At 39.4% G+C, this 22,279-nt stretch carries 22 protein-coding genes; 2 read left to right on the forward strand and 20 right to left on the reverse strand.

The window, feature by feature from the left end; translation table 11 throughout:
- Positions 1-74 precede the first annotated feature (74 nt).
- The 10 genes from nadA to rpe form a co-directional block, all read right to left on the reverse strand.
- Positions 75-1,139 (reverse strand): quinolinate synthase NadA, encoded by a 1,065-nt coding sequence (gene nadA, locus MKL33_RS11045; RefSeq protein WP_032004336.1) that lies wholly within the window; start codon positions 1,137-1,139, stop codon positions 75-77.
- Positions 1,140-1,283: 144 nt separating this feature from the next.
- Complete coding sequence (gene argJ / locus MKL33_RS11050) at positions 1,284-2,504, reverse strand: bifunctional glutamate N-acetyltransferase/amino-acid acetyltransferase ArgJ (protein WP_068930814.1); 1,221 nt, start codon at positions 2,502-2,504, stop codon at positions 1,284-1,286.
- A gap of 134 nt (positions 2,505-2,638) precedes the next feature.
- Complete coding sequence (locus MKL33_RS11055; protein ID WP_270906955.1) at positions 2,639-3,118, reverse strand: methylated-DNA--[protein]-cysteine S-methyltransferase; 480 nt, start codon at positions 3,116-3,118, stop codon at positions 2,639-2,641.
- Positions 3,119-3,130: 12 nt separating this feature from the next.
- On the reverse strand, positions 3,131-3,451 hold the full coding sequence (locus MKL33_RS11060; protein WP_270906956.1) for a DMT family transporter: 321 nt from the start codon (positions 3,449-3,451) through the stop codon (positions 3,131-3,133).
- A 150-nt stretch (positions 3,452-3,601) separates the two neighbouring features.
- Complete coding sequence (locus MKL33_RS11065; RefSeq protein WP_270906957.1) at positions 3,602-4,597, reverse strand: cation transporter; 996 nt, start codon at positions 4,595-4,597, stop codon at positions 3,602-3,604.
- 28 nt (positions 4,598-4,625) lie between these two features.
- Positions 4,626-5,381: a copper resistance protein B gene (locus MKL33_RS11070; protein ID WP_270906958.1), complete on the reverse strand. Its 756-nt coding sequence runs from the start codon at positions 5,379-5,381 to the stop codon at positions 4,626-4,628.
- Entirely contained in the window at positions 5,368-7,302 is a 1,935-nt protein-coding gene (locus tag MKL33_RS11075; RefSeq protein WP_270906959.1) for a copper resistance system multicopper oxidase, read from the reverse strand. The genes MKL33_RS11070 and MKL33_RS11075 overlap by 14 nt, the downstream gene beginning before the upstream one ends.
- A gap of 40 nt (positions 7,303-7,342) precedes the next feature.
- Complete coding sequence (locus MKL33_RS11080) at positions 7,343-7,738, reverse strand: hypothetical protein (RefSeq protein ID WP_270906960.1); 396 nt, start codon at positions 7,736-7,738, stop codon at positions 7,343-7,345.
- 103 nt (positions 7,739-7,841) lie between these two features.
- Positions 7,842-8,663: a Cof-type HAD-IIB family hydrolase gene (locus tag MKL33_RS11085; RefSeq protein ID WP_005803356.1), complete on the reverse strand. Its 822-nt coding sequence runs from the start codon at positions 8,661-8,663 to the stop codon at positions 7,842-7,844.
- Positions 8,664-9,019: 356 nt separating this feature from the next.
- Positions 9,020-9,706 carry a ribulose-phosphate 3-epimerase gene (rpe, locus tag MKL33_RS11090; protein WP_000043044.1) on the reverse strand — a complete coding sequence of 229 codons (687 nt, stop codon included), beginning with the start codon at positions 9,704-9,706 and terminating at the stop codon, positions 9,020-9,022.
- Positions 9,707-9,890: 184 nt separating this feature from the next.
- Between rpe and MKL33_RS11095 the strand changes: the two genes are divergently transcribed.
- Positions 9,891-10,163, forward strand: a complete 273-nt coding sequence (locus tag MKL33_RS11095) for a DUF2218 domain-containing protein (protein WP_000843456.1) — start codon at positions 9,891-9,893, stop codon at positions 10,161-10,163.
- Between the two features lie 5 nt (positions 10,164-10,168).
- Here the strand turns inward: MKL33_RS11095 and fghA are convergent, their stop codons facing one another.
- The 6 genes from fghA to MKL33_RS11125 all read right to left on the reverse strand — a co-directional run bounded on the left by fghA (position 10,169) and on the right by MKL33_RS11125 (position 15,351).
- Complete coding sequence (fghA, locus tag MKL33_RS11100) at positions 10,169-11,014, reverse strand: S-formylglutathione hydrolase (protein WP_069035999.1); 846 nt, start codon at positions 11,012-11,014, stop codon at positions 10,169-10,171.
- Positions 10,983-12,434 carry a C13 family peptidase gene (locus tag MKL33_RS11105; protein WP_032004344.1) on the reverse strand — a complete coding sequence of 484 codons (1,452 nt, stop codon included), beginning with the start codon at positions 12,432-12,434 and terminating at the stop codon, positions 10,983-10,985. Before MKL33_RS11105 ends, fghA begins: the two co-directional genes overlap by 32 nt.
- A gap of 136 nt (positions 12,435-12,570) precedes the next feature.
- Positions 12,571-13,362 carry a class I SAM-dependent methyltransferase gene (locus tag MKL33_RS11110; protein ID WP_069036000.1) on the reverse strand — a complete coding sequence of 264 codons (792 nt, stop codon included), beginning with the start codon at positions 13,360-13,362 and terminating at the stop codon, positions 12,571-12,573.
- An 11-nt stretch (positions 13,363-13,373) separates the two neighbouring features.
- Positions 13,374-14,039, reverse strand: a complete 666-nt coding sequence (tsaB, locus tag MKL33_RS11115; protein WP_270906961.1) for a tRNA (adenosine(37)-N6)-threonylcarbamoyltransferase complex dimerization subunit type 1 TsaB — start codon at positions 14,037-14,039, stop codon at positions 13,374-13,376.
- A gap of 135 nt (positions 14,040-14,174) precedes the next feature.
- Positions 14,175-14,702: a gamma carbonic anhydrase family protein gene (locus MKL33_RS11120; protein ID WP_081313748.1), complete on the reverse strand. Its 528-nt coding sequence runs from the start codon at positions 14,700-14,702 to the stop codon at positions 14,175-14,177.
- A 22-nt stretch (positions 14,703-14,724) separates the two neighbouring features.
- Positions 14,725-15,351 carry a CoA pyrophosphatase gene (locus tag MKL33_RS11125; RefSeq protein WP_014208431.1) on the reverse strand — a complete coding sequence of 209 codons (627 nt, stop codon included), beginning with the start codon at positions 15,349-15,351 and terminating at the stop codon, positions 14,725-14,727.
- Between the two features lie 114 nt (positions 15,352-15,465).
- On the opposite strand from MKL33_RS11125, the gene MKL33_RS11130 reads away from it, so the two are divergent.
- Complete coding sequence (locus tag MKL33_RS11130; RefSeq protein ID WP_002115876.1) at positions 15,466-16,014, forward strand: NUDIX hydrolase; 549 nt, start codon at positions 15,466-15,468, stop codon at positions 16,012-16,014.
- 58 nt (positions 16,015-16,072) lie between these two features.
- Here the strand turns inward: MKL33_RS11130 and filF are convergent, their stop codons facing one another.
- The 4 genes from filF to filC are packed head-to-tail and all read right to left on the reverse strand — an operon-like array spanning position 16,073 to position 22,254.
- Complete coding sequence (filF, locus tag MKL33_RS11135; RefSeq protein WP_130119694.1) at positions 16,073-18,097, reverse strand: putative pilus system protein FilF; 2,025 nt, start codon at positions 18,095-18,097, stop codon at positions 16,073-16,075.
- Between the two features lie 12 nt (positions 18,098-18,109).
- Entirely contained in the window at positions 18,110-19,360 is a 1,251-nt protein-coding gene (filE, locus tag MKL33_RS11140; protein ID WP_262467984.1) for a putative pilus assembly protein FilE, read from the reverse strand.
- A gap of 17 nt (positions 19,361-19,377) precedes the next feature.
- Positions 19,378-21,042, reverse strand: coding sequence for a putative pilus system OmpP1/FadL family transporter FilD (gene filD, locus MKL33_RS11145; RefSeq protein WP_069036010.1), 1,665 nt, complete (start codon positions 21,040-21,042; stop codon positions 19,378-19,380).
- Positions 21,043-21,054: 12 nt separating this feature from the next.
- The gene (filC, locus tag MKL33_RS11150; RefSeq protein WP_069036005.1) at positions 21,055-22,254 is read right to left on the reverse strand and encodes a putative pilus system protein FilC; all 1,200 of its coding nucleotides are present in this window, start codon (positions 22,252-22,254) and stop codon (positions 21,055-21,057) included.
- Between the last annotated feature and the right edge of the window lie 25 nt (positions 22,255-22,279).

The raw sequence follows: 22,279 nt of genomic DNA on the forward strand, positions 1-22,279 counted from the left end.
GACGTCAACACCTATTCTCAAAAAAAGTTAAAAATCCTTATCAAATGTATATTTAACAAGCATTTTGAGGTTTTTTAACGTTTTAACGATGCACTAAAGGCTAACATTCGATCTAAAGGCATTTTGGCACGTTCAGCAAGCGCTGGATCAACGTATATTTCCTGATCACCTTTTTGTAAAACTTCTAAAATTCCGTCAAGTTCATTCATTGCCATCCACGGACAGTGCGCACATGAACGACAAGTTGCCCCCTCACCCGCTGTTGGCGCTTCAACTAAAATCTTATTGGGTACTGCTTGCTGCATTTTGTAGAAAATACCGCGGTCAGTTGCCACAATAAGTCTTTCGTTTGGCAAAGTCTGCGCAGCTTTAATGAGTTGAGAAGTACTACCTACCGCATCTGCAATTTCTACAACCGACTCTGGCGATTCTGGGTGTACCAATACAGCAGCGTCTGGATACAGTGCTTTCATGTTGGCAATACCACGTGCACGGAATTCTTCATGCACAATACATGCGCCATCCCAAAGTAACATATCTGCACCAGTTTTCTTTTGAATATAGCGACCTAAGTGCTGATCTGGCGCCCAAATAATTTTTTCGCCTAAGCTGTCTAGATGTTCAACAATTTCAACAGCACAGCTCGAAGTCACGACCCAATCGGCACGTGCTTTAACAGCAGCCGATGTGTTGGCATAAACAACTACGGTATGGTCAGGGTGCTGATCACAAAATGCCGTGAACTCATCGACAGGACAGCCCAAATCGAGTGAACAGGTTGCTTCGAGTGTCGGCATTAAAATTGTTTTTTCAGGAGACAGAATTTTTGCTGTTTCTCCCATAAATTTGACCCCAGCAACAACCAGTGTTGAGGCTGCATGATCTCTTCCAAAACGGGCCATTTCTAAAGAGTCAGAAACGCATCCACCTGTTTTTTCGGCAAGTTCTTGTACTTCAGGGTCGCAATAGTAATGAGCAACAAGGACAGCATCACGTTTTTTGAGCTCTGCTTCGATCTGCGCAAACTTTTGTTGTTTTGCTTCTTCACTTAAGCGATTGTCTTTTGGCTCACCTAAACGGTCTAAATGCGCTTGTACAATGTTTTTTGCATCGTTGGCAATTAAAGTCGCATCACTCATAAAACGTCTTCTCTATCCTTCATGCTGGCATACTTGCTCGCATATAACGTTACTGCTTAAATGATTTACGGATTGAATCATTTAATATCAAAAGATGGGGCTAATAAAAAAGCCTCTTTGTCGAGGCTTGATTATAACTGATATTTAAGAACGGTAATCAGCATTAATTTTGACATAGTCGTAAGATAAGTCACACGTATATACCGTGTCTTTGGCCTGACCACGTCCTAAATCAACACGAATGGTAATTTCGGTTTGTGCCATAACGCGCGCACCCGCTTCTTCGGTATAGTCCTCAGCTGCGCCACCGTCTTTACAGATTTGTACATCGTCTAACCACACTTGAATTTTAGACACGTCTAAGTCTTTAACGCCTGCATATCCAATCGCAGCTAAAATACGTCCCCAGTTCGGGTCCGATGCAAAAAGTGCAGTTTTGACAAGTGGTGAATGCGCAATGCTATATGCAATGTCACAACATTCTTGAGTATTTGCGCCGCCTTCTACAGCAACAGTAATAAATTTCGTCGCACCTTCACCATCACGGACAATTAACTGTGCTAAACGATTCATTACACGAGCAAGTACTTCTAAAACTTTAGTGTAGCGTGCATCGCTGTCCGATGTGATTTCAGCGCCACCCGCCTGACCTGTTGCTACAAAAATACAAGAGTCATTGGTCGAAGTATCGCCATCAATCGTAATACGGTTAAATGAATGCTCAACTGTTGTCTTTAATAGCTTTTGTACTAAATCACGGCTAATAGGTGCATCTGTTGCCACGAAACTTAACATGGTTGCCATGTTCGGGCGGATCATTCCAGCGCCTTTACTAATACCTGTCATGGTATAAGTAATTCCATCAAGTTCAAATTGTTCAGATGCGCCTTTAGGCACAGTATCTGTTGTCATAATGCCAGTTGCAGCATCATTCCAAGCAGCATCTTGTACGCTATTTAATGCAGGCTGAAGACCAGCAAGTAAACGCTCCATTGGAAGCTGCTCACCAATCACACCTGTAGAAAATGGAAGTACTTCAGAGCTATTAACTCCTGCAAGCTCCGCTAACTTCGCGCAAGTATCTTGAGCGTTTTTCAAGCCTGTAGGTCCAGTACCCGCATTGGCATTACCTGTGTTAATCACTAAATAGCGCGGATTACCTTCGGCAAGATGAGCTTTAGAGACATGAACAGGTGCTGCACAAAATGCATTTTGAGTAAATACACCAGCAACATTTGAGCCTTCTGCAAACTCAAAAATGACTAAATCTCGTCGGTTTTGGTAACGTACATATGCTTCTGTTGAGCCAATTTTTACACCTTTTACCACATACATTTGTGGCATTGTTACGTCACCGACAGCCATTTTTAGAACATCCAAAGTTTGTTATAAATAAGATCAATATTTCAAAAAAGCAATGCAGTGAAGCACCGACCTTATGAAATATCATAGTGGACAGCTTAGTAGAAAAGACTAAAAAAATCGAGCGCAAAAACGGCTCATTGTTGCTCTAGTTTTAATAAAATATCTTTCTTATCAAGCCCACCAGCAAAACCAACTAAAGCTCCACCAGCACCAATGACTCGGTGACAAGGTGCAATAATCGAAATTGGGTTTTTACCGTTTGCCGCGCCCACTGCTCTCACCGCTTTTTCATTGCCAATTTGGAGTGCAATATCTTTATAACTTCTTGTTTCCCCATAAGGGATAGTCAGTAAGGCAGACCATACTTGTTTTTGAAATACAGTCCCTTCGAAATCTAGTGGCAATGTAAATTCACGGCGTTTGCCTTCAAAATATTCTTGTAATTGTTGTTCGGTCTTTAATAAAACTGGATGCTCAAGTTGTTCGACCAGCTCAGCCAGTCGAACACGTTTTGGATTTTCATTGTCCCAGAGTATTGCCACTAAAGCATTTTCATTCGCAACTAGCTTTAATTGCCCAACAGGCGAATTGATATACTTATAAGACAGCAACATAGTTTTATTCTCTTAAGACGGCGATGAAATTTTCATTAAAACCAAACCTGACACAATTAATACAGCGGCAATCATTCTTATAGCGCCAACAGGCTCATGAAGAAAGAAAATACCGACTAGAAATGACCCGATTGCGCCAATTCCTGTCCAAACCGTATAAGCAGTACCAAGCGGTAAAGTTTTCATTGACATTGAAAGCAGAATTACGCTCAAAATCATAAAAACTACGGTAATAACACTAGGGGTTAAACGTGTAAAACCTTCAGACATTTTCATAGAATATGCCCAAATGATTTCAAATACACCTGCTAAAATTAAAATAGCCCAAGCCATAACATTCACTAATTTTTATAGTGTCAGGTCGTCCCGACATGATTACCCATTATGGGGGAGGTCGTTCCTCCTTTATGTGAGGACTCAGTTTACTTTAAAATAAAAAATGAAGGCAAACCCCTATCTAAAGCTTGCCTGTTTTAGAAAATATTATTCGTTTTTTAACTTTAAAATTTTTCGTGCACCATTTAAAACAAACAAAACAATAATTAATCCAATAATCAAATCAGGATAACGAGAGCCTGTCATGGCAATTAATATTCCCGCGACAATGACACCCAAGTTAACGATGACATCATTTGCAGAAAAGATATAACTCGCCTTCATATGTGCCCCGCTCTCTTTATGGTCACTCATTAAGTAAAGACAACTAATGTTGGCCGCAAGCGCCAATCCACCAATTAAAATCATGAGAATTGAAACAGGTTCACTGCCATAAATAAAACGGCGCAACACATCAATTAACACAATCATGGCTAAGCCAAACTGCAACCACCCCGAAAGATGCGCGGCTTTTAATTGGGCATTTAGATTTTTACCCACCACAAATAAAGCAATGCCATAAATTGCAGAATCGGCAAACATATCAAGCGAATCAGCGATTAATCCTGTCGATGAAGCAATAATGCCTGCCATCAACTCAATGACAAACATGACCCCATTAATCAGTAACAACCATTGTAAAACTTGTTTTTGTGCTGCATTCGTTGAAGAACTAGCTCGAACCTTTTTTGGTTTTTCAACAGGTTCATAATGTGGCTGCGTTTGTTGTAACTCGGCTCCTAATCCTAAACGCTGTAAACTTTGAGTAATCATTTCAGCTTGAAGACTGTGATAAATCGCTAAATGGCGTGCAGGCAAATCAAAATGAAGCTCTTGAATATCATCAGTGTAAGAGGCTAAAGCCATCCGCACCATTTGCTCTTCGGCTGCACAGTCCATGCGAGGAATATGGTAATAACTTACCCATTGACTCTTTTTAGCCACAGGTTCACTAGGCGTGAAACACTCCTGAGACGACATGCTTGAGCATCCGCAGTTAGAGCTATTTTTACTTAAATGTATTTGATTCTCTTGTTTTTCTAAAGCCATCTTTGCACCATAACTGACACAAAAAACAATGCCATTAGTATAAACCAATGGCATATGTTTAAGCTTACTTTTTGTTCGGCAATTAGAATTTTAGTGTTAACCCAGCTCCATAATACCAACCATGTTCGGAGTCGGTTCCAGTTTGCCAAGCAGTTTGTTTTAAACCTTTTTCATAGCCATAACCGACATCAACAAATGGCATGACCTTTTTGTTGATTTCATAACGGGTTTGAAAACCAGCTTGTAAACTTGATAAACCTGTTTTACTTGCATAGCGAGATTCATCTTGCAAAACGACATCTGCTTTTAAATAAGGTTTACCAATTAACTTTTGGGTAAAGAGCAAGTCCCTTTCCGTTTCTAAACTTAACTTCCATAGCTGATCTTCACCTGCATAAAGATATGCATCGGTTTCAAAAAAGTAAGGTGCCATGCCATGCAAACCCACTACACCGGCCCAGCGATCTTGCTTTTCATCTTCTCTTTGCAAACGTTCGTAGTTTACACCGGCCTGTATATCCCAATAGTCAGCTACATTTCGGCTATAAAGTACTGAACCGCCGTAATTAGCATCTTCTGACTCTGCTTTTTCAACGTGGGCTTTAATGAACAATTTATTTTCATCCGTTCCCACCCAAGTTTCTAATTCAGAAGAAAAACTACCTTCTCCCTCTTCGTTTTGAGTCCATCCCGTATCAATCGTAGTTGCTTGATAGATCTGACCACCGTGTTCGCGTAAATGATCATGTGTTAAAGGTTCTTGAGCAAAAGTAAATATAGATATACTCGAGAAAGCACTGCAACATAACATTTGAGAAAATAACTTAGTGATGCGCATGACTAGCTCCTTTCTCATTTTTAGATTGAACTGGTGGTTGAGCTTGAGCAGGTTGTTCTCCATCATTTACTTGAGCAACAATCAACTTATTCATCATTCCGGCACTCATGTGATAGAGCAGATGGCAATGAATCGCCCATTCTCCTAAGGCATCGGCTGTCAATAACGCAGTAACCGTCTTTCCAGGTGGAACAATAAGGGTATGTTTATTTGGTAAGTTTTCAGCTTGTTGGCCATTTTCTAATTGCATAAACATGCCATGTAAATGCATTGGGTGAGCCATCATGCTGTCATTCACAAACTTCAAGCGGATGCGTTCACCATACTTAACTTGTAATGGTGTCGTATCACTAAATTTCTTGCCATTAATGGTCCAGATATAACGTTCCATGTTGCCACCTAAACGAATGACTAACTCACGTTCCGGTGCACGAGTATCTGGTTGAGGTGTTAAAGATTGCAAATCGCTATATTGCAGTGCCTTCATACCCGCTGGTGTTGAAGCATTTGCCCAGCCATAAACTGGCTCATCCTTTTTAGTCTTATTGTCAGCTTGAATCGGCATCTCATGATTCATATTCATCATAGCGTGGTCATGCTCGCTAGCTGACATTGCCTGCATATCATGCTTCATTTCAGGCATCGCTGACATGTCATGCTTCATTTGCATCATAGAATGGTCATGCCCGTCAGATGACATATTTTTCATGTCATGATCCATTTTCATTATTGGAGAATCATGATTAGCATGGCTCGCCTCTTGTTTCATTTTAGGCATGGTCGACATGTCATGTTGCATATTCATTTGATGGCCAGCATGTTCACTATTTCCATCCCCATGACTCATGCCCATATCTTCCATGGTTAACAAAGCGCGTGGACGTGGTTCTGGCATTTGAACTGGGCCTACAGCCTGTACACTTTCATTATGCAAAGTACCGATAGCAAAACCACTACGGTCAATAGACTCGGCTTCAATCTGATAATTTGCTTGTTTAGGCTCTACAATGACATCGTAGGTTTCAGCTGTACCAATACGAAACTCGTCAATTGCAACAGGCTTAACTGGCTGTCCATCTGCACTCACAACAGTCATTTTCAAATTTGGAATTCTGACATCAAAAAATGACATGGCCGATGCATTAATAAATCGTAATCGAACCTTATCGCCAGTCTTAAAGTTACCTGTCCAGTTTTGCTGAGGTGTCTTGCCGTTGACCAAGAACGTATAGCCCGTCACATCAGACATATCGGTTTTTAACATCCGCATCTGATTCCACATCGAACGATCTTGCCAAGTTGCTTTTAAACCTTGCGTTTTAACTTGCGTCAAGACATCAGATACCGTTTCACGGCGGTTTTGATAATACTCAGCAGATTTCTTCAAATTCTTCATAATGCTATCGCTAGAAGAATTATGAAAATCTGAAAGCATCACTACGTAATCACGGTCAGTTTTTTCATGAGCAGCTACGGGCATTTGGCCTTTTGGGTAAATCACGAGTGGCCCATATAAACCATCTTGCTCTTGGCCTTTGCTATGGGCGTGATACCAATATGTACCGTTTTGTTTCACCTTAAAGCGGTAAACAAAATCTCCATTTGGAGCGATTCCTTTAAAACCATTGAAACCCGGTACGCCATCCATTAACCCTGGCAGTAATAACCCATGCCAGTGCAAAGATGTATCCTGATTTTTTAACTGATTATGAACATGAATAACAGCGTCATCCCCCTCCTCAAACTCAAGGAGTGGTGCTGTAAATTTTCCATTTACGGTAATTCGTTTTAACGGTTGACCCGTAACATTGACCTGTTGTTCATTAATATTAAGGTGATATTCCTTAATTGCTGCGAGTGACCATGGTGAAACCAATAGTCCAAATACAGCGACTAAGCTGCTAATTGTTTTATGAGACATTGCTGTGATCCTTTTTAATTAAAAAATAAGTAAATAAGGATCAAGCTTTAGGAGGACGTAAAATCTCTTGCCAGTATCCGGCTAAATGTTGAGCCTGATAAATACTGCTAAATTGATATGAAATAGGAATAAATGGGGATTGAACGTCAGGTACAGCTTGCTGCAGAGCCAAATTCACCATTTGGCAATGGACTGGGTTACAGTCCTGACAATGCTCACCATGCGAATGAAGAGACTGAGTCATCTTTTGATGACATACGGTCTGATCATTTGCTTGAGTATGCATATTGTTATGCGAAGATTTTTCACTATGACACGGCATAGTATGAAGATCATGTTGCATAGGCGTCTGTGCAATAGACACACCACTCCACCCAATGACGAAAGCCATTAGGAACACAAACCAAGCATACTTGCGTAAGTGTTGTAGAGCCATTGTGATTTATCACCTAGAGCCGATGAGTGATCTTAATGCCATTAGCATAACGAAGTTTTAAAAGAGATACAATTTTCTATCTTAACTGCTTGTTATAGGGCAATTAAGCAAATGGGGGTTGATGCTGAAGGACTAAATCAATCACCTCTAATGCACCTTCTTGTTCATTACTTACAGTGGTATAAGGCGCCACCGCTTTTAATGCTTCTACTGCATTTTCAACTGCAAACCCATAACCCACAGCTTTAATCATCTGCATATCATTGTTGTTATCACCAATCGCAACCACTTGATTAGGTTCAACCTGCCATTTTTGTAGTAATAAGTTCAAACCGTGTGCTTTATGCTGGTCGGGAAGAATCAAATCGATAAAATTAAAACCACTTGAAACAGGTACCAAAACTTTATCTGCTACAAAACTTTGCTTCTGAAAATGCTCAAAAATCGCAAAGCTTTCGTTTTCCTGAGCGGTAAAAGTAATTTTGCACACTAAGTCATCTAGTGCATAAAAGTCATCTACAACTGTCAGTTTTTCAAAATATCGGGCAACCTTGGCATAGTCCTCTGCGTTCATGCTGCTATGCACATAAGCACTCTGTTTCCCGCAGATCACCATGGTTGAGGTATATGAAGGATCAATCGCTTTTAGAATCTCAATATATTGTTGCTGACTTAAATGAGCAAAAGCTAATTCTTGCCCTGCATCTACAACATGCGCGCCATTTTCTGCAATAAAAGCAATTTCATGACTAATTTCTGGAAAATAGGTAATAAGCTTTGCAAGTTGATTACCACTGGCTACCACAAAATGAATATTATTTTGTTTTAGTTGTTCGTATTGTTTTAAAAAACGTGCTTTGTTGTACTGCTTTTTGGAATTAAGAAAAGTCCCATCCATATCTACCGCTAAAATTTTTACTGTCATTAATTATCGAGGTCTCTTACTAAAAACTTATTAAACCAAATTTAGCTTTATTTTTCATGACACTTTTACAGTTTTATACGTATCTATGCACAAAAAGTTTTACACAGAGCTACATCGTTTTTTGCACAGGTTATTTTTTAGCAAAGCTTAATAAAAAACCAGCTAATAAATTATTCAACACGCATAAAAAAAGAACGCCAAAACGTTCTTTTTTCATCGTTTTTGTCTATAGAATAAACGGTTGATCTAATTTTGTTTATTTTACCAACATCTTATCCATACGGTTATCAACACAGTTATCCATACAGTTATAAACAAAGTTATCCACAAGTTTATTTTAGATTAACTCTATCTTTTTAAGCATCAACACTGCCTACTTTCGCAAGCTCTGCACGCATTTGGTCAATCACAACTTTATAATCGGGTTGACCAAAAATTGCGGAACCCGCAACAAACATATCTGCACCAGCTTCTGCAATTTCACGAATATTTGCAGGGCCAACACCACCATCAACTTCTAAACGGATATCACGGCCACTTGCATCAATAATTTTACGAGCTTCACGTAATTTTTCTAAAGTCATTGGAATGAACTTTTGTCCACCAAAACCAGGGTTTACACTCATTAATAAAATTTGGTCAACTTTATCAAGCACGTAATCTAAATAGTGCAACGGCGTTGCTGGGTTGAAAACTAAACCTGCTTTAGCACCGCCTGACTTAATTAACTGTAATGAACGATCGATGTGGTGCGATGCTTCTGGATGGAAAGTAATAATATCTGCGCCTGCTTCCAAAAAGTCTCCAATAATTCGATCAACTGGAGATACCATTAGATGCACATCAACAGGAGCTGTAATCCCATAGTTTTTTAAAGCCTTACATACACCTGCACCAAAAGTTAAATTTGGAACATAGTGATTATCCATAACGTCAAAATGCACTACATCTGCACCTGCGGCTAACACCTTGTCTACATCTTCGCCTAAACGAGCAAAATCGGCAGATAAAATAGAAGGAGCAATCAAATAAGGCTTGGACATAGGTGGATGACCTGGCTAGAAGTTTAAGGAGAGGCTAAAAATTATAACAAAAAAGAACCTACTTAGCCCGCCCTTCCTTGCTTAAATGACAACATTTCAAACTTGAAACGTAACGTTGCAACAATAGAATGCTAATGGCGAAACGAATTTGTTAAGGTACATTAAACCAATGTGAGGATTGATAATGAAAAGCACAACTCATCTATTAACAAACGATGGAAAACGCATTGCAAAACGTTTAGTTAATCATTGGAAACACAAATTTGAAGTACAAGAAACTGAACAGGATTTTAAAATCTTAATGCCTACAGCAACGATCACGCTTGCACCAGAAACAGAGCAGTTAAACGTTGCTATTGATAGTCAGTTAGATGACCACAACCACTTAGAAAAAGTTGTTCTTGATCATCTAAACCGTATGGCTCAACAAGAATTTCAAGTTGAATGGCAACACTAAACTAATTAGCCAAATACTTTTTCTAACTGGATTGCATGAAACTGTAAGTGCTCATCCATAAAGGTTTGAATGAAATAATAACCATGGTCATAGCCAGCATGTTGTCTTAAAGTTAAAGGCTGTCCTGCTTTTAAACATGCTTGCTTAAATTTTTCAGGGTGAAGTTGTTCATAAAATTGGTCATCCAATCCCTGATCCACCAAAATTTCGCTAAATATTGCACCATTCTTTGAGACTAAAGCTGTAGCATCATGAGCTAACCAGCTAGCGCGGTCTGCACCTAAATAATGACTAAACGCTTTGTTTCCCCATGCACATTCAGTTGGCGCACAGATCGGAGCAAAAGCAGATACCGACTTAAATTTCTCAGGATATTTAAAAGCCAAAGTCAATGCGCCGTGGCCACCCATTGAGTGCCCAAAGATACCAACTTGTTGATCGTTTACAGGAAAGCTTTTTAAAATGAGTGGATATAGCTCATCTATTAAATAGCTTTCCATTTGATAATGCTCAGACCAAGGTGCTTCTGTGGCATTAATATAAAAGCCTGCGCCTTGACCTATATCCCAATGATCCCCTGCCGCAACCTGTTCTCCACGAGGAGAAGTATCTGGCGTAATCAATATTAAGCTGAGTTGTGCTGCCATATGTTGCGCATGTGCTTTAATGGCAAAGGTTTCTTCAGTACACGTTAACCCAGCTAAGTAAAACAAAGTTGAGCATGCTTTACCTTCTAAAGCTGCTGGTGGTAAATAAACACCAAACTTCGCTGGTCCTTTTAAATAAGAAGATTCAAATTGGTATATACGCTGCTCGCCCTCAAAGCAGCGGTTTTTTTGCAGGAGTTGCATCGTTTTTAGCCTCTGTTTTTGTTTGAGCGATATCTACACTACCCGTATTTTGCTGAGGAAATAGATACTTTTCCAATTGAGGTAGCATGAGTTCCATATTTTTACCAATCATCCACTGAGGCTCGGAAGGTTCAACACCTTGAGCCACTTCCCATTTGGTTACTGTTTGCTTAGCTGTGTTAAATGAGTCTTTCATCGACGATTGCTCTCGCATAGCTAAATCAAAGAAAGCCCGACCGAAATAGGTATAATCAGCTTCGTTATTACATCCAAAAGAAGTTTTATCAGCGGCCGATGCGGTAATAATTAAAGTATCAGGAGACTGTAAAGCAGGAATAAAGCTTCCTGAATAACAGGCTGAGATAACAATCACACGCCAGCGAATACCGGATTTATCAAGTGTTTCACGTAACCATTTCGGGTCTACTTGCCCTAAATCTAATGGTGCATTTTCAATTTCGAAGTGATTTTGTTCACCGTGTGAAGTCATATATAGAAATAGGACATCACTATCACGGTTCATTTGCTGCCCCATGCGGCGTAGGGCTAGCTCGATACTAGTTTTAGAGGCAATTGGGATCTCTGTACGGGTATCTGGATTATTGACTAACATCATCGAACGGCCAATCGTTCCAAAACGTGTATCAAACTGTTCTTTAATACGGACCACTTCCGATTTAAAAACATCTTGATAACTATCGCCAGCAACACCTAAAAAATACCAATGGCTTTTAGCGAGCTCACCATATTGAACTTGCTCTAAAGAATCATTTAAAAGTTTACTTTGGGCATAAAAAGCATCTTCAGCAAATGTAGGAGCTGTATCTTCTACCTTCCAAATCGGTTGATCTTTTACAGAAAGTTGCCAAACCACCATCGTTGCAATGGTCGCAACCATAACCAGTGCACGTTCCCACCATGGCCACTTAAGCTCACGTGAGAAAACCCAAATTACGGCTAAACTTTGCCACACGAATAAAGCTACAAATAAACTCGGTAAAATTCCGTTATAAATAGCATCGGGAATAAAGTTGAGATAACCGTTAGACCCCAAATACTGGATTAAACATTGAATTAATAAGATATTTGTATCTAGAACCAGCCAAAGTAAAGCAGGAACTAGCATTAAGCGAGGTTGGTTGGTTCGCTGTGATAAGAAAATACCAACAATTAAGGCAATGAATGGCCAAAGCGCATAACCAATTAAACCTTGTGAATTAAAATCACCGATTTGACCAGCTACAAGCCAGCTATAAAGAGAGTTGGTACATCCTCCTAAAATTCCCCAAACAATAAGCTGAAGAATAGATGGATGTACAATCTGTAAAGAACGTCTTGACCCCAAAAACAGCCACATTCCGGCAATTTGGTTGCTTTTAAAATCATGCCAAAAGTTAATGGAGGGTTTAAGATCAATCATAAAAGGTTTTCAAAAATTTCGTTTTTGACAGGCATCTTAAGTGTATGCCTGCTAAGAATTTTAGCAATCATGCTTTTGAACTATATCACATATATTTGTGCATTATTCAAGCAATAAAACCTAACCTTACATAAGCCTACTGAAAATACGCATCAAAACGACAAGCATCCCCTTGCCATTGATGAGCTGGCTCTTGATTTGCCAAGAAAATAGCATGGCGTGGCCGCTTAACGACTACACGTTTAGCAACTCTCTGTGCCAAAACTAGCAAATTATCTCCCAAATCCATCTCACCATCTTCGGGTAAAAGAAGATGTAAAAGCTGCATTTGTTTTTTGACTTGAGCTTGTTTTTTAATTGCTTGTTGATTCTGGTCGCGCTGTGGGAACATCGGGTCAAGATAGACTACATCAACCGTTTTTGCTTCTTGATGTAATTGCTGTAAATAGCTTCCAGAGTCAGCAAAGATCAGTTGAATACGATCCATAAATTGACTTAAGAATGGATCACGTTCCGCCTGAGCTTTCGAATCTTCAAGTAAAGTAAATAAAATCGGATGGCGCTCAACGAGCTGGATTTGGGCACCTAGATAAGCCATAAGTAAGCTGTCATGGCCTAAACCCGCTGTAGCATCAACCAGTACCGGCTTTTCACCTAACTGACAAGCACGGGCAATCATTTCCGATTTAAGACTTGCACGTTTTAAACGTGGAATTTCTGCTTTCCAGTCGGGCTGCATTTTCATGCCATTAGCAGATAACCATAATCCGTTTTCATCTACACAAAGGGCAATTTCAGGATTGAAGCGTAAAAATCGCGCATTCAGCTTTTCAATTGGCTGTAAATCGACAGTCACACCTCTAGAACAAAGCACAGCTTGGTAGTGCTGTGCTTGTTCTTGAAAATCTTGTTCAAAATATATATGCATGAGTACTGCCTTTACTTTGCTTTACCCTGATCCGCTATCTTTTTCCACGCATCATCACGTAAATAAACTGGCAAAGCATGCTCGGCATCCACCCATTGCTTTTGTGCAGCATAGACACGTGCAATAGAAGCAATATCCTGTGCAGTTGCAGTGATTGTTTGATGCTCTGCATCAACTTGAAGTAGCTTGGCGCCCGAACCAATTAAGCAATGTTTTGCATAAGCTGCTGCTGGCTCATAGCCTATTAATTTTTCTTCATCAATACACTGCATAATTCCTTGTTCATCTAAAACATAACTTGCAATGTAAACTTCATTCATACGCGCATCGAGCACGGCAGTCACTTGTTCCAAACCTTCAAGTCGGTATGCCGCTTGTGCTAAAGCTTGCAATGTAGAAACGGGAATTACTGGTAAATCTTGTGACCAAGCTAAAGCCTGGGCAACAGCAGCATTAATTCGAACACCACTAAAAGAACCTGGCCCACGGCTAAAGGCAATCGCATCTAAACCAGCAACTTCAAGACCTGTTTGTTGTAGCCCCTGCTCAATCATGGGCAAAATAGTCTGTGTTTGTGCTTTCGCCCGCGTATCGAGTTGAAAAAACAGTTCTTGGGTTTCATCGACTAATGAAATAGAACACTGCTCATTTGCAGTTTCCAACGCCAGCAATTTCATGCACAACCTTAGTATTAAATCAGATTAAAAACGAAGGTTATGATACCCCACTCGGCTCTGATAGGCGAGTTGTTCTATCTCTAAATAAAAATGCCAAGCTTGTGCTTGGCATAGAAAATAACTTATTAAAAGATTTTAAAAGTGAAACTCTTTTAAATCTGCATAGCTCTTAAAGTGTTCAGCATAATGTAATGCACTCAAGCGTATTTTTGCAGCGCCATCGTCATCTAAAGTTTTGACAATTTTGCCTGGTGAACCCATCACCACTGAATTATCTGGAATCACCTTCCCTTCAGGAATTAAAGCATTAGCACCGATAATACAATTTTTACCAATCACCGCCCGATTTAAAATTACGGCGTTCATACCAATCAAACTATTATCACCAATCGTACAACCATGCAGCATGACTTTATGACCGACTGTGACATATTCACCAATATTTAACTCAAGTCCAGCATCGGTATGTAAGACAGAATTTTCTTGAATATTAGAGAAATCACCAATCCGAACGACACAGTTATCAGCACGAACTACTGCACCAAACCAAATGCTGACTTGACGCCCTAACTCTACTTGTCCAATTAGCGTTGCAGTTGGAGCAACCCAACCATCCCATGGCTCATGTAATGCTTTTGGGTGCTGTCCTTGATAGCTATACATCATAATTTATCAATCCTGATCTTTATTTTTTATGAGAAAACTTTGGCATTCCAAAGGTTGGTGAGTTAAGTAAAAATGGCCAATCTTTTTGATAACCTAGTCCATATTTAAACAGAGCAACTAACATACGAGCAGTTAACCCCCAAATAATTTCATTATCAATCTGTAAGCTTGGGAAATATAAAGACTGATGAGCATATCGAACTTCATAGGGTGTCGGACGCGTCTCGATCAGTTGCTGTAACGGGACAAAGAAAATTCGATCAATTTCGGTAGGCTGAGGTATTAAAGTGACCTCAGGAGGAATAAGCCCAACGATCGGTTTTACAGACAAACCGCTTCTTGCTCGCTGCATCGGCAAATCACCTAACAACTGTACATCAAACGGATTTAAAGCTGTCTCTTCTTGAGCTTCTCTTAATGCAACAACAATATTACTGGTATCACTAGGATCACGCTTTCCCCCAGGAAAAGAGACTTCCCCCGCATGGTTGTTCATATGTATTGAACGGCGTGTAAGCAGTACCTTAGGATCATTCTCATTCGTAATGGCAATGAGTACTGCAGCTTGTGCTTCTTGTATGCGGGTGGAAAAGCGCAATCTTTGCTGTAACTTTTGTGTTAGCAAGTGCTCTTCCATACCATTCACCTATTATTTTGTCTCTCTTTGCATCATATCTGAAAATCAAAGTTAGGGAATAGAGTTGATGCGTAAGTCTAAAAATTCAGTTATGCTGAGGCATCTCTATACTCGATGATAATTATGAGTTTCTGTGTAGCGTGTGGGCATAAAACCGAACAAAAAATTCCTTTAGGTGATCATAAAGTACGCCGTGTTTGTACTCATTGTGGAAATATTCATTATGAAAACCCCAAAGTAATCTGCGGTGCCTTAGCGTTATGGGAAGACAAAGTATTACTTTGTCGTCGTGCGATTGAACCTCGTTATGGCTTATGGACATTACCTGCTGGTTATATGGAATTGTTCGAAACCATGGAACAAGGTGCAGCACGTGAAACTCGTGAAGAAGCAGAAGCCGAGATAGAAATAGAACAACTTTATTGTATGTACAATATTCCTCGTATTGGTCAAATTTATGTTCTTTTCAAAGCACAGCTGAAAGATGGCATTTTTGGTGCAGGTGAAGAAAGTATCGAGAGTCGGTTGTTTGAAGAGCATGAAATTCCATGGGGAGAACTAGCCTTTCCTAGTGTCGAACATACATTAAGACATTATTTTGAAGATCGTAAGAAACAAGTTTTTCCAACACATCTTGAAACTTTGGGGACTCGTTTAGACCATACAGGTTAATCATTTAGATAATAAAAAAGACCGCCTTCGCGGTCTTTTTTATATGTATTTTATTTTTTTAAGATTTAGTCTTAATTGCATTACAAGCTGGAATAGACTGATTGGCTAGTTTAATAGACACCGTGCCAGACAAGCGTTGAGCCAAAGCTTTTTCAGCATCTGTTGGTGCTGGGCTAATATCCTTAATATTATTATAAACAGCTTGATAGAAAGCATAAAGGTTAATCCAACGTGCGGTCTTGTTTTCATAATCACTTAAATTAATACTATTACTGCTGTTTTGACCTGCTAATAAGTTATATAGGTTAATCTTGGCTCCATTTACCGAAATTGAATCATTTACATTATCATCTGGATTAGTATCCTGTCTCACCACAGAGTTAAGCCCCATCAAAATCCCATTAAGATTACCTAGCTGAGGATTCGATAAAATCATACGAATAGTAATAGAGCTATCATTATCCGATGACTCTGTTCCACCAGTAGTACCAAGTCGGTATTGTTGCACACCATTACTATCAATTAAGCTGTTGTCTGTTACTGTTGCACATTGACCAGACATATCGGTTGCAGTTGCATTTGGTTTAATATCCGTACGAATATTTCCTTTTTCATCAACAACAATGCCTAAATCGATAGGAGCTATCCCAGTAGTATCAAATCGGAATGTCAAAGTCGCATATAATGGAAAGACATAGCGTTGACCAGAACTCACGTTAGCTGCTGTTTTAAAAATTTCTTTTCCAAGATAACTAATTGGGTTGGCTTTAATAATATCAAGTGAACCCTTATAGTTTTCTGTGCCTACTGTTTGACGCCATAAACCATAATGCTGAATATTTCCTGTGGTCGAGCGTGTTAGTTGTTTATAAAAACCTTCACTTCCCGCAACAGCATAATCGTTCATAAACTTACCTTGATAGATTTGCAAATCATTATTTGCATTGCCATCAACGCTTAAACGTAAGGGTTGAGTCGATTGAATATCTTTTGAAATTGGGTTAAGCCAACCATTTTGTTGGGGAGCAACAAGCATTTGCATTGGTTTTGCTTTGGTCCACAATAAAACTGGTGGAGCAACACCAGTCACGTTTCCATCCTTATCTTTATATAAAGTAGCATCACCACGCCATTGCAGACCGTAACCCATTGCATAACCTTCACGGTCAGTCAACATGAACATGTTAGCCATCATATGACGTAAATTAGTGGTAGATTTATTAAAGCAATCTGCTAATGCCTGATTACAGCCATAAAAACCCAGCGGTAACGGTGAACTAACAGGATCTACAATACCCGCATAAGTCGCTTCATTTGCTTGAAATAATGCAGCATTTGCTAAGTTTGTGACTTGAACCACGAGTGCATAAGCTTGTGCATCAGACACTTTACTTACATCTAACCAAGGTTTTAGAAGTGTTGCATATTGCCCATTCTTCCATTCTGTTGCAGTTATATCTTGTGTCAAACTAGTCAACAGATTTTTCTTATCTTGAGTAAATTGGGTTGGTTGTAAATCACCTACCACATTATCGCCACGTTCAACACCAATACTTTGGAATAACTTAACTAAAGCCATAGCTACTTTAATAGTTGGATCAGCGTTACTCATTGAAGCAGGAGGCTGACCAGTTAATGCTGTAGCCATATCCAAAACTGTTAAATGTGTTGTTCCGTATTTTCCTAATGTATCAAGTTTTATCGTACCTAACGCAATCTTGTGAGTATTGCTACCTTGTAGATAAAGCGTAATTGTTTCATCTGATCTACTGCTGCTGATACTACAAGCTCCAGTGACAGCATTAAGTTTCTTATTCGTTTCAGGATCAACCTCTAATAATGTAATGTAATGCTGATTCGGAGAGAAACTACAATCAAAATTTAAGCCTTCCACTGGATAGTCTAATACAAAATTCAGACAGGTTTCATCTGTTGCTTTACAATCTAAATTAGTGGTCGGAATCGTACCACCACCTTGAGTAGGATCTTCATTAATTGTTGAGCCACCACCACCGCAACCATTTAATACAATTGCCAATGTAGATAATGCAAAAGGTAATAAAATTTTTTTACTCATCATCATTCCTATTTATTTTTAACGTAATACCGAAATTTTAATTTGTCCCTGATTAGATAGTTCCTGATCTGGCATATCCACAGCCGACGATAAAGGCGTTAACATAATATAGTGTGTACGTTCCGGCACTTGTAAAACGCCTAAAATCGATGCATGTTGTAAAATCGTCGCAGGATACGACTTACTTTTAAAACCACTAGCACCTTCTATAACACACCCCTTTTCATCCAAGAAAACAGCGAGGGGCCAATAATATACAGGCTTATCATTGGTTGTAGCATAGGAAGCTACTTGTATATTCTTAATAGAAGAATCTACTTTTACGACTTCGTATTCAAATTTTTCTTTAAGAGGTTTTCTCGGCCACAATCCAACTTCTTTATTCTGGCTTAGCTTTTTAATTGATTTGTTATAGCCATTAATAAAACACAAATCATTCTCAAAAGTGCTTGCTAATTCTTTGTGCGAAAGTCTCACATAAGTAGGAGCCAATACAACAGAAGAGACTTGACCTTCTTGTGATCGATGCAATACGTTATCAAGGATAGACTGACCAACACCTTTTTTACGCTCAATAGATTCAGTACGACCTAAACCATCAGGCATAATATAAAAACGTTTTTTTCCTTCAAGATTAAACTCTTGATTCTCTAAATATTCATTATTAACGTATTCCACACCATCAATGGTAGTGTACTTCGTCTCATCGTTTTTTGGTGCTACTGGTGCTGATGAAGTAACGATATCCTTAGACAAGGGTGGAAGCGAATTCGGTTCTACTTTTTCTACAATCTTTTGTTGGGAAGCAGAATCCGTTATCACTGTTTTTTCTTTAGTAGTCACAAAAGTAGACTTTTGATTAATAATTTTTGATTCTTCTTTGCTTATTTTTGTCTGTTTTGAAACAGTAGATTGTTTCTTTATCAAGACAGTTGGTGCAGTTGGTGCAGTTGGTGCAGTTGGTGCAGTTGGTGCAGTTGGTGCAGTTGGTGCAGTTGGTGCAGTATTAGACGATTTCGTAATTACTTTAGGCAATTCTTTTGATTTTAAAGATGTTTCTGGCAATACTTGCTGTTCTGGACGAGTTGTCTTTATCTCTGGATTTGTTAATACCCTAGATGGTGTAACGGTTCGTTGCAACCTTTTACTCGGAACAATCATCGGTCGACCATCAGGGCCAATAATCGTATAGAAACCATCCGCATAAATAGCAGAGTTACTTGCTATTGCAACAAAAAAAATCGCAATAGCAAATCTAGGTCGAGACATCCGTTCGCAATTTAATTTTACCATTTTGTTCTATAATTTAACCCGAGTACTGTAACTTTGGTATTGGTTTTAACATCCAAACCGGCATAAGGGTTTAGCAGGATATTATCAACTCCCGTTTTATTAGATAAGGTACTAGTCCCTGCTGGAATATTATCGCGGCTACGTAAGAAACCAACTGAAAGATCCAAATCTGTATCTGCATCAAAACGGTACCCTATACCCAAACCAAATAACTGCGCATTATTAATTGGAATCATGGTATTACGTTTGTCATTTGGAATAGCGCTAGCACGAGGCTCATAACCAGCACGTAACTTCAAACGATCTGTTGCGGAATACTCTAAACCAATACCCCAGCTCCATGGTGAGGTAAACTTTAGAGGCAAAGCTAATGATGCATCTGTCACATCATTTGATAAAAGTTTGGCAACTTTGAGTAAGGTAATTTGTCTATCAAATTCAAACTTGAACTTATCCCATGCAGAATAATCAGTCCAACCCACATCAAAGTTAACTTGCAAATCCGGGAATATTTTATATTTAATCCCTGCTTGGAAATGTGCTGGATATTCCAGATCCATCGCAACTAGTCCAGACTCAGAGTTTGGTACACTTCCTGGTAAACCAAGAATAGCAGCCAACACCTGACCTGTAGCTGATGAGTTTAGGCCTTTAATTAACTCTTGAGGAGCTCTAGCATTATTAATCAGGTATTTCCCTTTCATACGCATTTTTGCTGCACTTTGGTAAACCATACCAAAGCCAAAATCATCTGTTGGCTCCCACATTAGTCCCAAGTTATAGCTTGGGCTTAAAGATTGCTCCATTGAAACTTGAAGTGATCCCATTTTATTAAAAGGGTTCATACCTTCTTGAGTATTACATAAGCCAAATAACAATAGATTAGTAATCATATCGTTATTGTCTTTAAAAGGCCCGCATACTACATCATCAACCATACGCAATACCCCAATCATATCATTGGGAAAACGTAAGTCGGTTTTCATAGCAAGAGCGTTATAAGACATCCCCACAGAAGCACCAATCGACAAATGGTCATTTACTTGATAACCAAAAGATGGAGACAAATAAGTAATCCGCTCAACAGCAACTTGCTGGCCCATAAAGTTTCCTGCGTTACCATTTTCAGCGCCAAAACCTGCAATTAAAGGTGCATAAATTGCAGTAGCATAAGTCAGCTTTGAGCCTGGTGGTTTATAGGCAATCCCTGCGGTAGGAGCAGCGAGTGGATAACCCTCCCCTAAATCAACCATTTTTTTTAGAATTGGAATATATAAGCTAGCGTATTCAACATCACCACGCACAGGGCCTTTAAAATCAGTACATATATTAGCTGTAACTTCTGGACCATCATTACAAACAAGAGGGTCATCTGAATAGCCAAAAACGTTATAACCAGGGGGTGCCGAAAACTCACGTTGAATATCAAAGTTCGCTAAAATTCCTTGCACATCCGTCTGTAACCCATCAATTTTTGCTAAAGCCGCAGGGTTAAAGTGAATTGCACTAATACCAGGCGGATCTGCAGTTACAGCATTCCCCATCGATAGTGAACGAATATCAACAGCTAGGTTTTGTCCTAATTGAGCGTTGGCAAAGCTAGAAAAACCGGAGATCACAATTGCCGCCGTTAAAGGACATAATTTAGGATATTTCACCTGCATATCTCCTTATTTGGTTTTTTTGCCAAAGCCTATAAAATCTAGCGGGAAAGACAGACCAAGTGAAACATCTGGTGCATCTTCTGTTAAACCAATCCCCACCGTACCATTAACAATCGTTTCAGGTGAAACACGTACACCTAAAGCAAAAGACAACATTGCACTACTTTGGTCTGGCGATTTATATGATTCGTCTCCATTATTAAATTCAAACTCAGCATCCATGTTAAAGCTTTGTTGATACGACATGGTTAATGACACGTCATAGTTAAATGAGTAAGCAAAACCGAATGAGAAACCGCCACTAATGCCTGGATCAAAAGAAGTTAAAATCCTTGGCCCCTTAGCCCCACTACCACGTGCTTGATCTAAACCTGTTTCTTTAAAACCATAATTGGCAGATGCCGAAGCAAATAACACAACCGGATCGATATATTTACGGGTACTTGCTCCCACTCCAACAGAGTAATATCCCTTACCTGTTGAAAGCTCATCTAAACCAATTTCGTAAGGGCTATCCCCAGTTTTTGTTGATAGGTTACCAAATAATACCAATGGCAAACGGCCTTGCTTTAATGGGAAAGGTTCCCAGCGTGCCCCTAAAGAAATATCACCTAAACCCGCTGCAGTTGTATCTCGAACAATTTCAGATTTTGCAACGAAAGGAACAGTTGCAGATAATGTTAAGTTGTCCAATATCCCGTATTGAACAGTAAAACTATTCGTTAAAGTATGGTTCGCATCTTCTTCAATACGCAATCGGTTGAGTTGAGATGAATTATCAGCCAAAGCTAAATCAATTCGAGTATCGCGATAATAGGTATAATCGAGATCATAATAGGCTGAAAATACGCCTCTTTTAATCAATGAATATTGGCGCTCATTTGAAGTAAATACTTCTTGCAAATTTGTTTCTTGAGTCGCATCACCTTCTTTTTTCTGTAAAGCAGTAGCAGCTTGATTAGCTCCAGTATTTGCTGCCTCAACAGGAGCAGGTTCAGTAGTTACAACGTCTGTAGCTGGAGTTGTACTCGCTTCTTGAACTGAATCTGTTGATGTTACTACTGATCCTGTACTCGCGTCAGAAACAACTGTGGTGTTTTGAGCTTCAGCATCAGTTTGTGCGACTTGGTCATTTGCATAAAGTGTGCCCGTAATAGCACTCATACTTAATGCCAACACACTCATCTTCATCCATCGATTATTCATGTTTCTTCCCACCTAATGTATTTAT

It is taken from the genome of Acinetobacter sp. AOR43_HL (assembly GCF_027854635.1).
In the GTDB taxonomy this organism is placed as follows: Bacteria; Pseudomonadota; Gammaproteobacteria; order Pseudomonadales; family Moraxellaceae; genus Acinetobacter; species Acinetobacter pittii.

What these genes read in the sequence shown, in the direction of transcription:
- nadA (WP_032004336.1), bottom strand. Translation starts at nt 1,139, where the DNA reads ATGAGTGATGCGACTTTAATTGCCAACGATGCAAAAAACATTGTACAA.
- argJ (WP_068930814.1), bottom strand. Translation starts at nt 2,504, where the DNA reads ATGGCTGTCGGTGACGTAACAATGCCACAAATGTATGTGGTAAAAGGT.
- MKL33_RS11055 (WP_270906955.1), bottom strand. Translation starts at nt 3,118, where the DNA reads ATGTTGCTGTCTTATAAGTATATCAATTCGCCTGTTGGGCAATTAAAG.
- MKL33_RS11060 (WP_270906956.1), bottom strand. Translation starts at nt 3,451, where the DNA reads ATGGCTTGGGCTATTTTAATTTTAGCAGGTGTATTTGAAATCATTTGG.
- MKL33_RS11065 (WP_270906957.1), bottom strand. Translation starts at nt 4,597, where the DNA reads ATGCCATTGGTTTATACTAATGGCATTGTTTTTTGTGTCAGTTATGGT.
- MKL33_RS11070 (WP_270906958.1), bottom strand. Translation starts at nt 5,381, where the DNA reads ATGCGCATCACTAAGTTATTTTCTCAAATGTTATGTTGCAGTGCTTTC.
- MKL33_RS11075 (WP_270906959.1), bottom strand. Translation starts at nt 7,302, where the DNA reads ATGTCTCATAAAACAATTAGCAGCTTAGTCGCTGTATTTGGACTATTG.
- MKL33_RS11080 (WP_270906960.1), bottom strand. Translation starts at nt 7,738, where the DNA reads ATGGCTCTACAACACTTACGCAAGTATGCTTGGTTTGTGTTCCTAATG.
- MKL33_RS11085 (WP_005803356.1), bottom strand. Translation starts at nt 8,663, where the DNA reads ATGACAGTAAAAATTTTAGCGGTAGATATGGATGGGACTTTTCTTAAT.
- rpe (WP_000043044.1), bottom strand. Translation starts at nt 9,706, where the DNA reads ATGTCCAAGCCTTATTTGATTGCTCCTTCTATTTTATCTGCCGATTTT.
- MKL33_RS11095 (WP_000843456.1), top strand. Translation starts at nt 9,891, where the DNA reads ATGAAAAGCACAACTCATCTATTAACAAACGATGGAAAACGCATTGCA.
- fghA (WP_069035999.1), bottom strand. Translation starts at nt 11,014, where the DNA reads ATGCAACTCCTGCAAAAAAACCGCTGCTTTGAGGGCGAGCAGCGTATA.
- MKL33_RS11105 (WP_032004344.1), bottom strand. Translation starts at nt 12,434, where the DNA reads ATGATTGATCTTAAACCCTCCATTAACTTTTGGCATGATTTTAAAAGC.
- MKL33_RS11110 (WP_069036000.1), bottom strand. Translation starts at nt 13,362, where the DNA reads ATGCATATATATTTTGAACAAGATTTTCAAGAACAAGCACAGCACTAC.
- tsaB (WP_270906961.1), bottom strand. Translation starts at nt 14,039, where the DNA reads ATGAAATTGCTGGCGTTGGAAACTGCAAATGAGCAGTGTTCTATTTCA.
- MKL33_RS11120 (WP_081313748.1), bottom strand. Translation starts at nt 14,702, where the DNA reads ATGTATAGCTATCAAGGACAGCACCCAAAAGCATTACATGAGCCATGG.
- MKL33_RS11130 (WP_002115876.1), top strand. Translation starts at nt 15,466, where the DNA reads ATGAGTTTCTGTGTAGCGTGTGGGCATAAAACCGAACAAAAAATTCCT.
- filF (WP_130119694.1), bottom strand. Translation starts at nt 18,097, where the DNA reads ATGATGATGAGTAAAAAAATTTTATTACCTTTTGCATTATCTACATTG.
- filE (WP_262467984.1), bottom strand. Translation starts at nt 19,360, where the DNA reads ATGTCTCGACCTAGATTTGCTATTGCGATTTTTTTTGTTGCAATAGCA.
- filC (WP_069036005.1), bottom strand. Translation starts at nt 22,254, where the DNA reads ATGAATAATCGATGGATGAAGATGAGTGTGTTGGCATTAAGTATGAGT.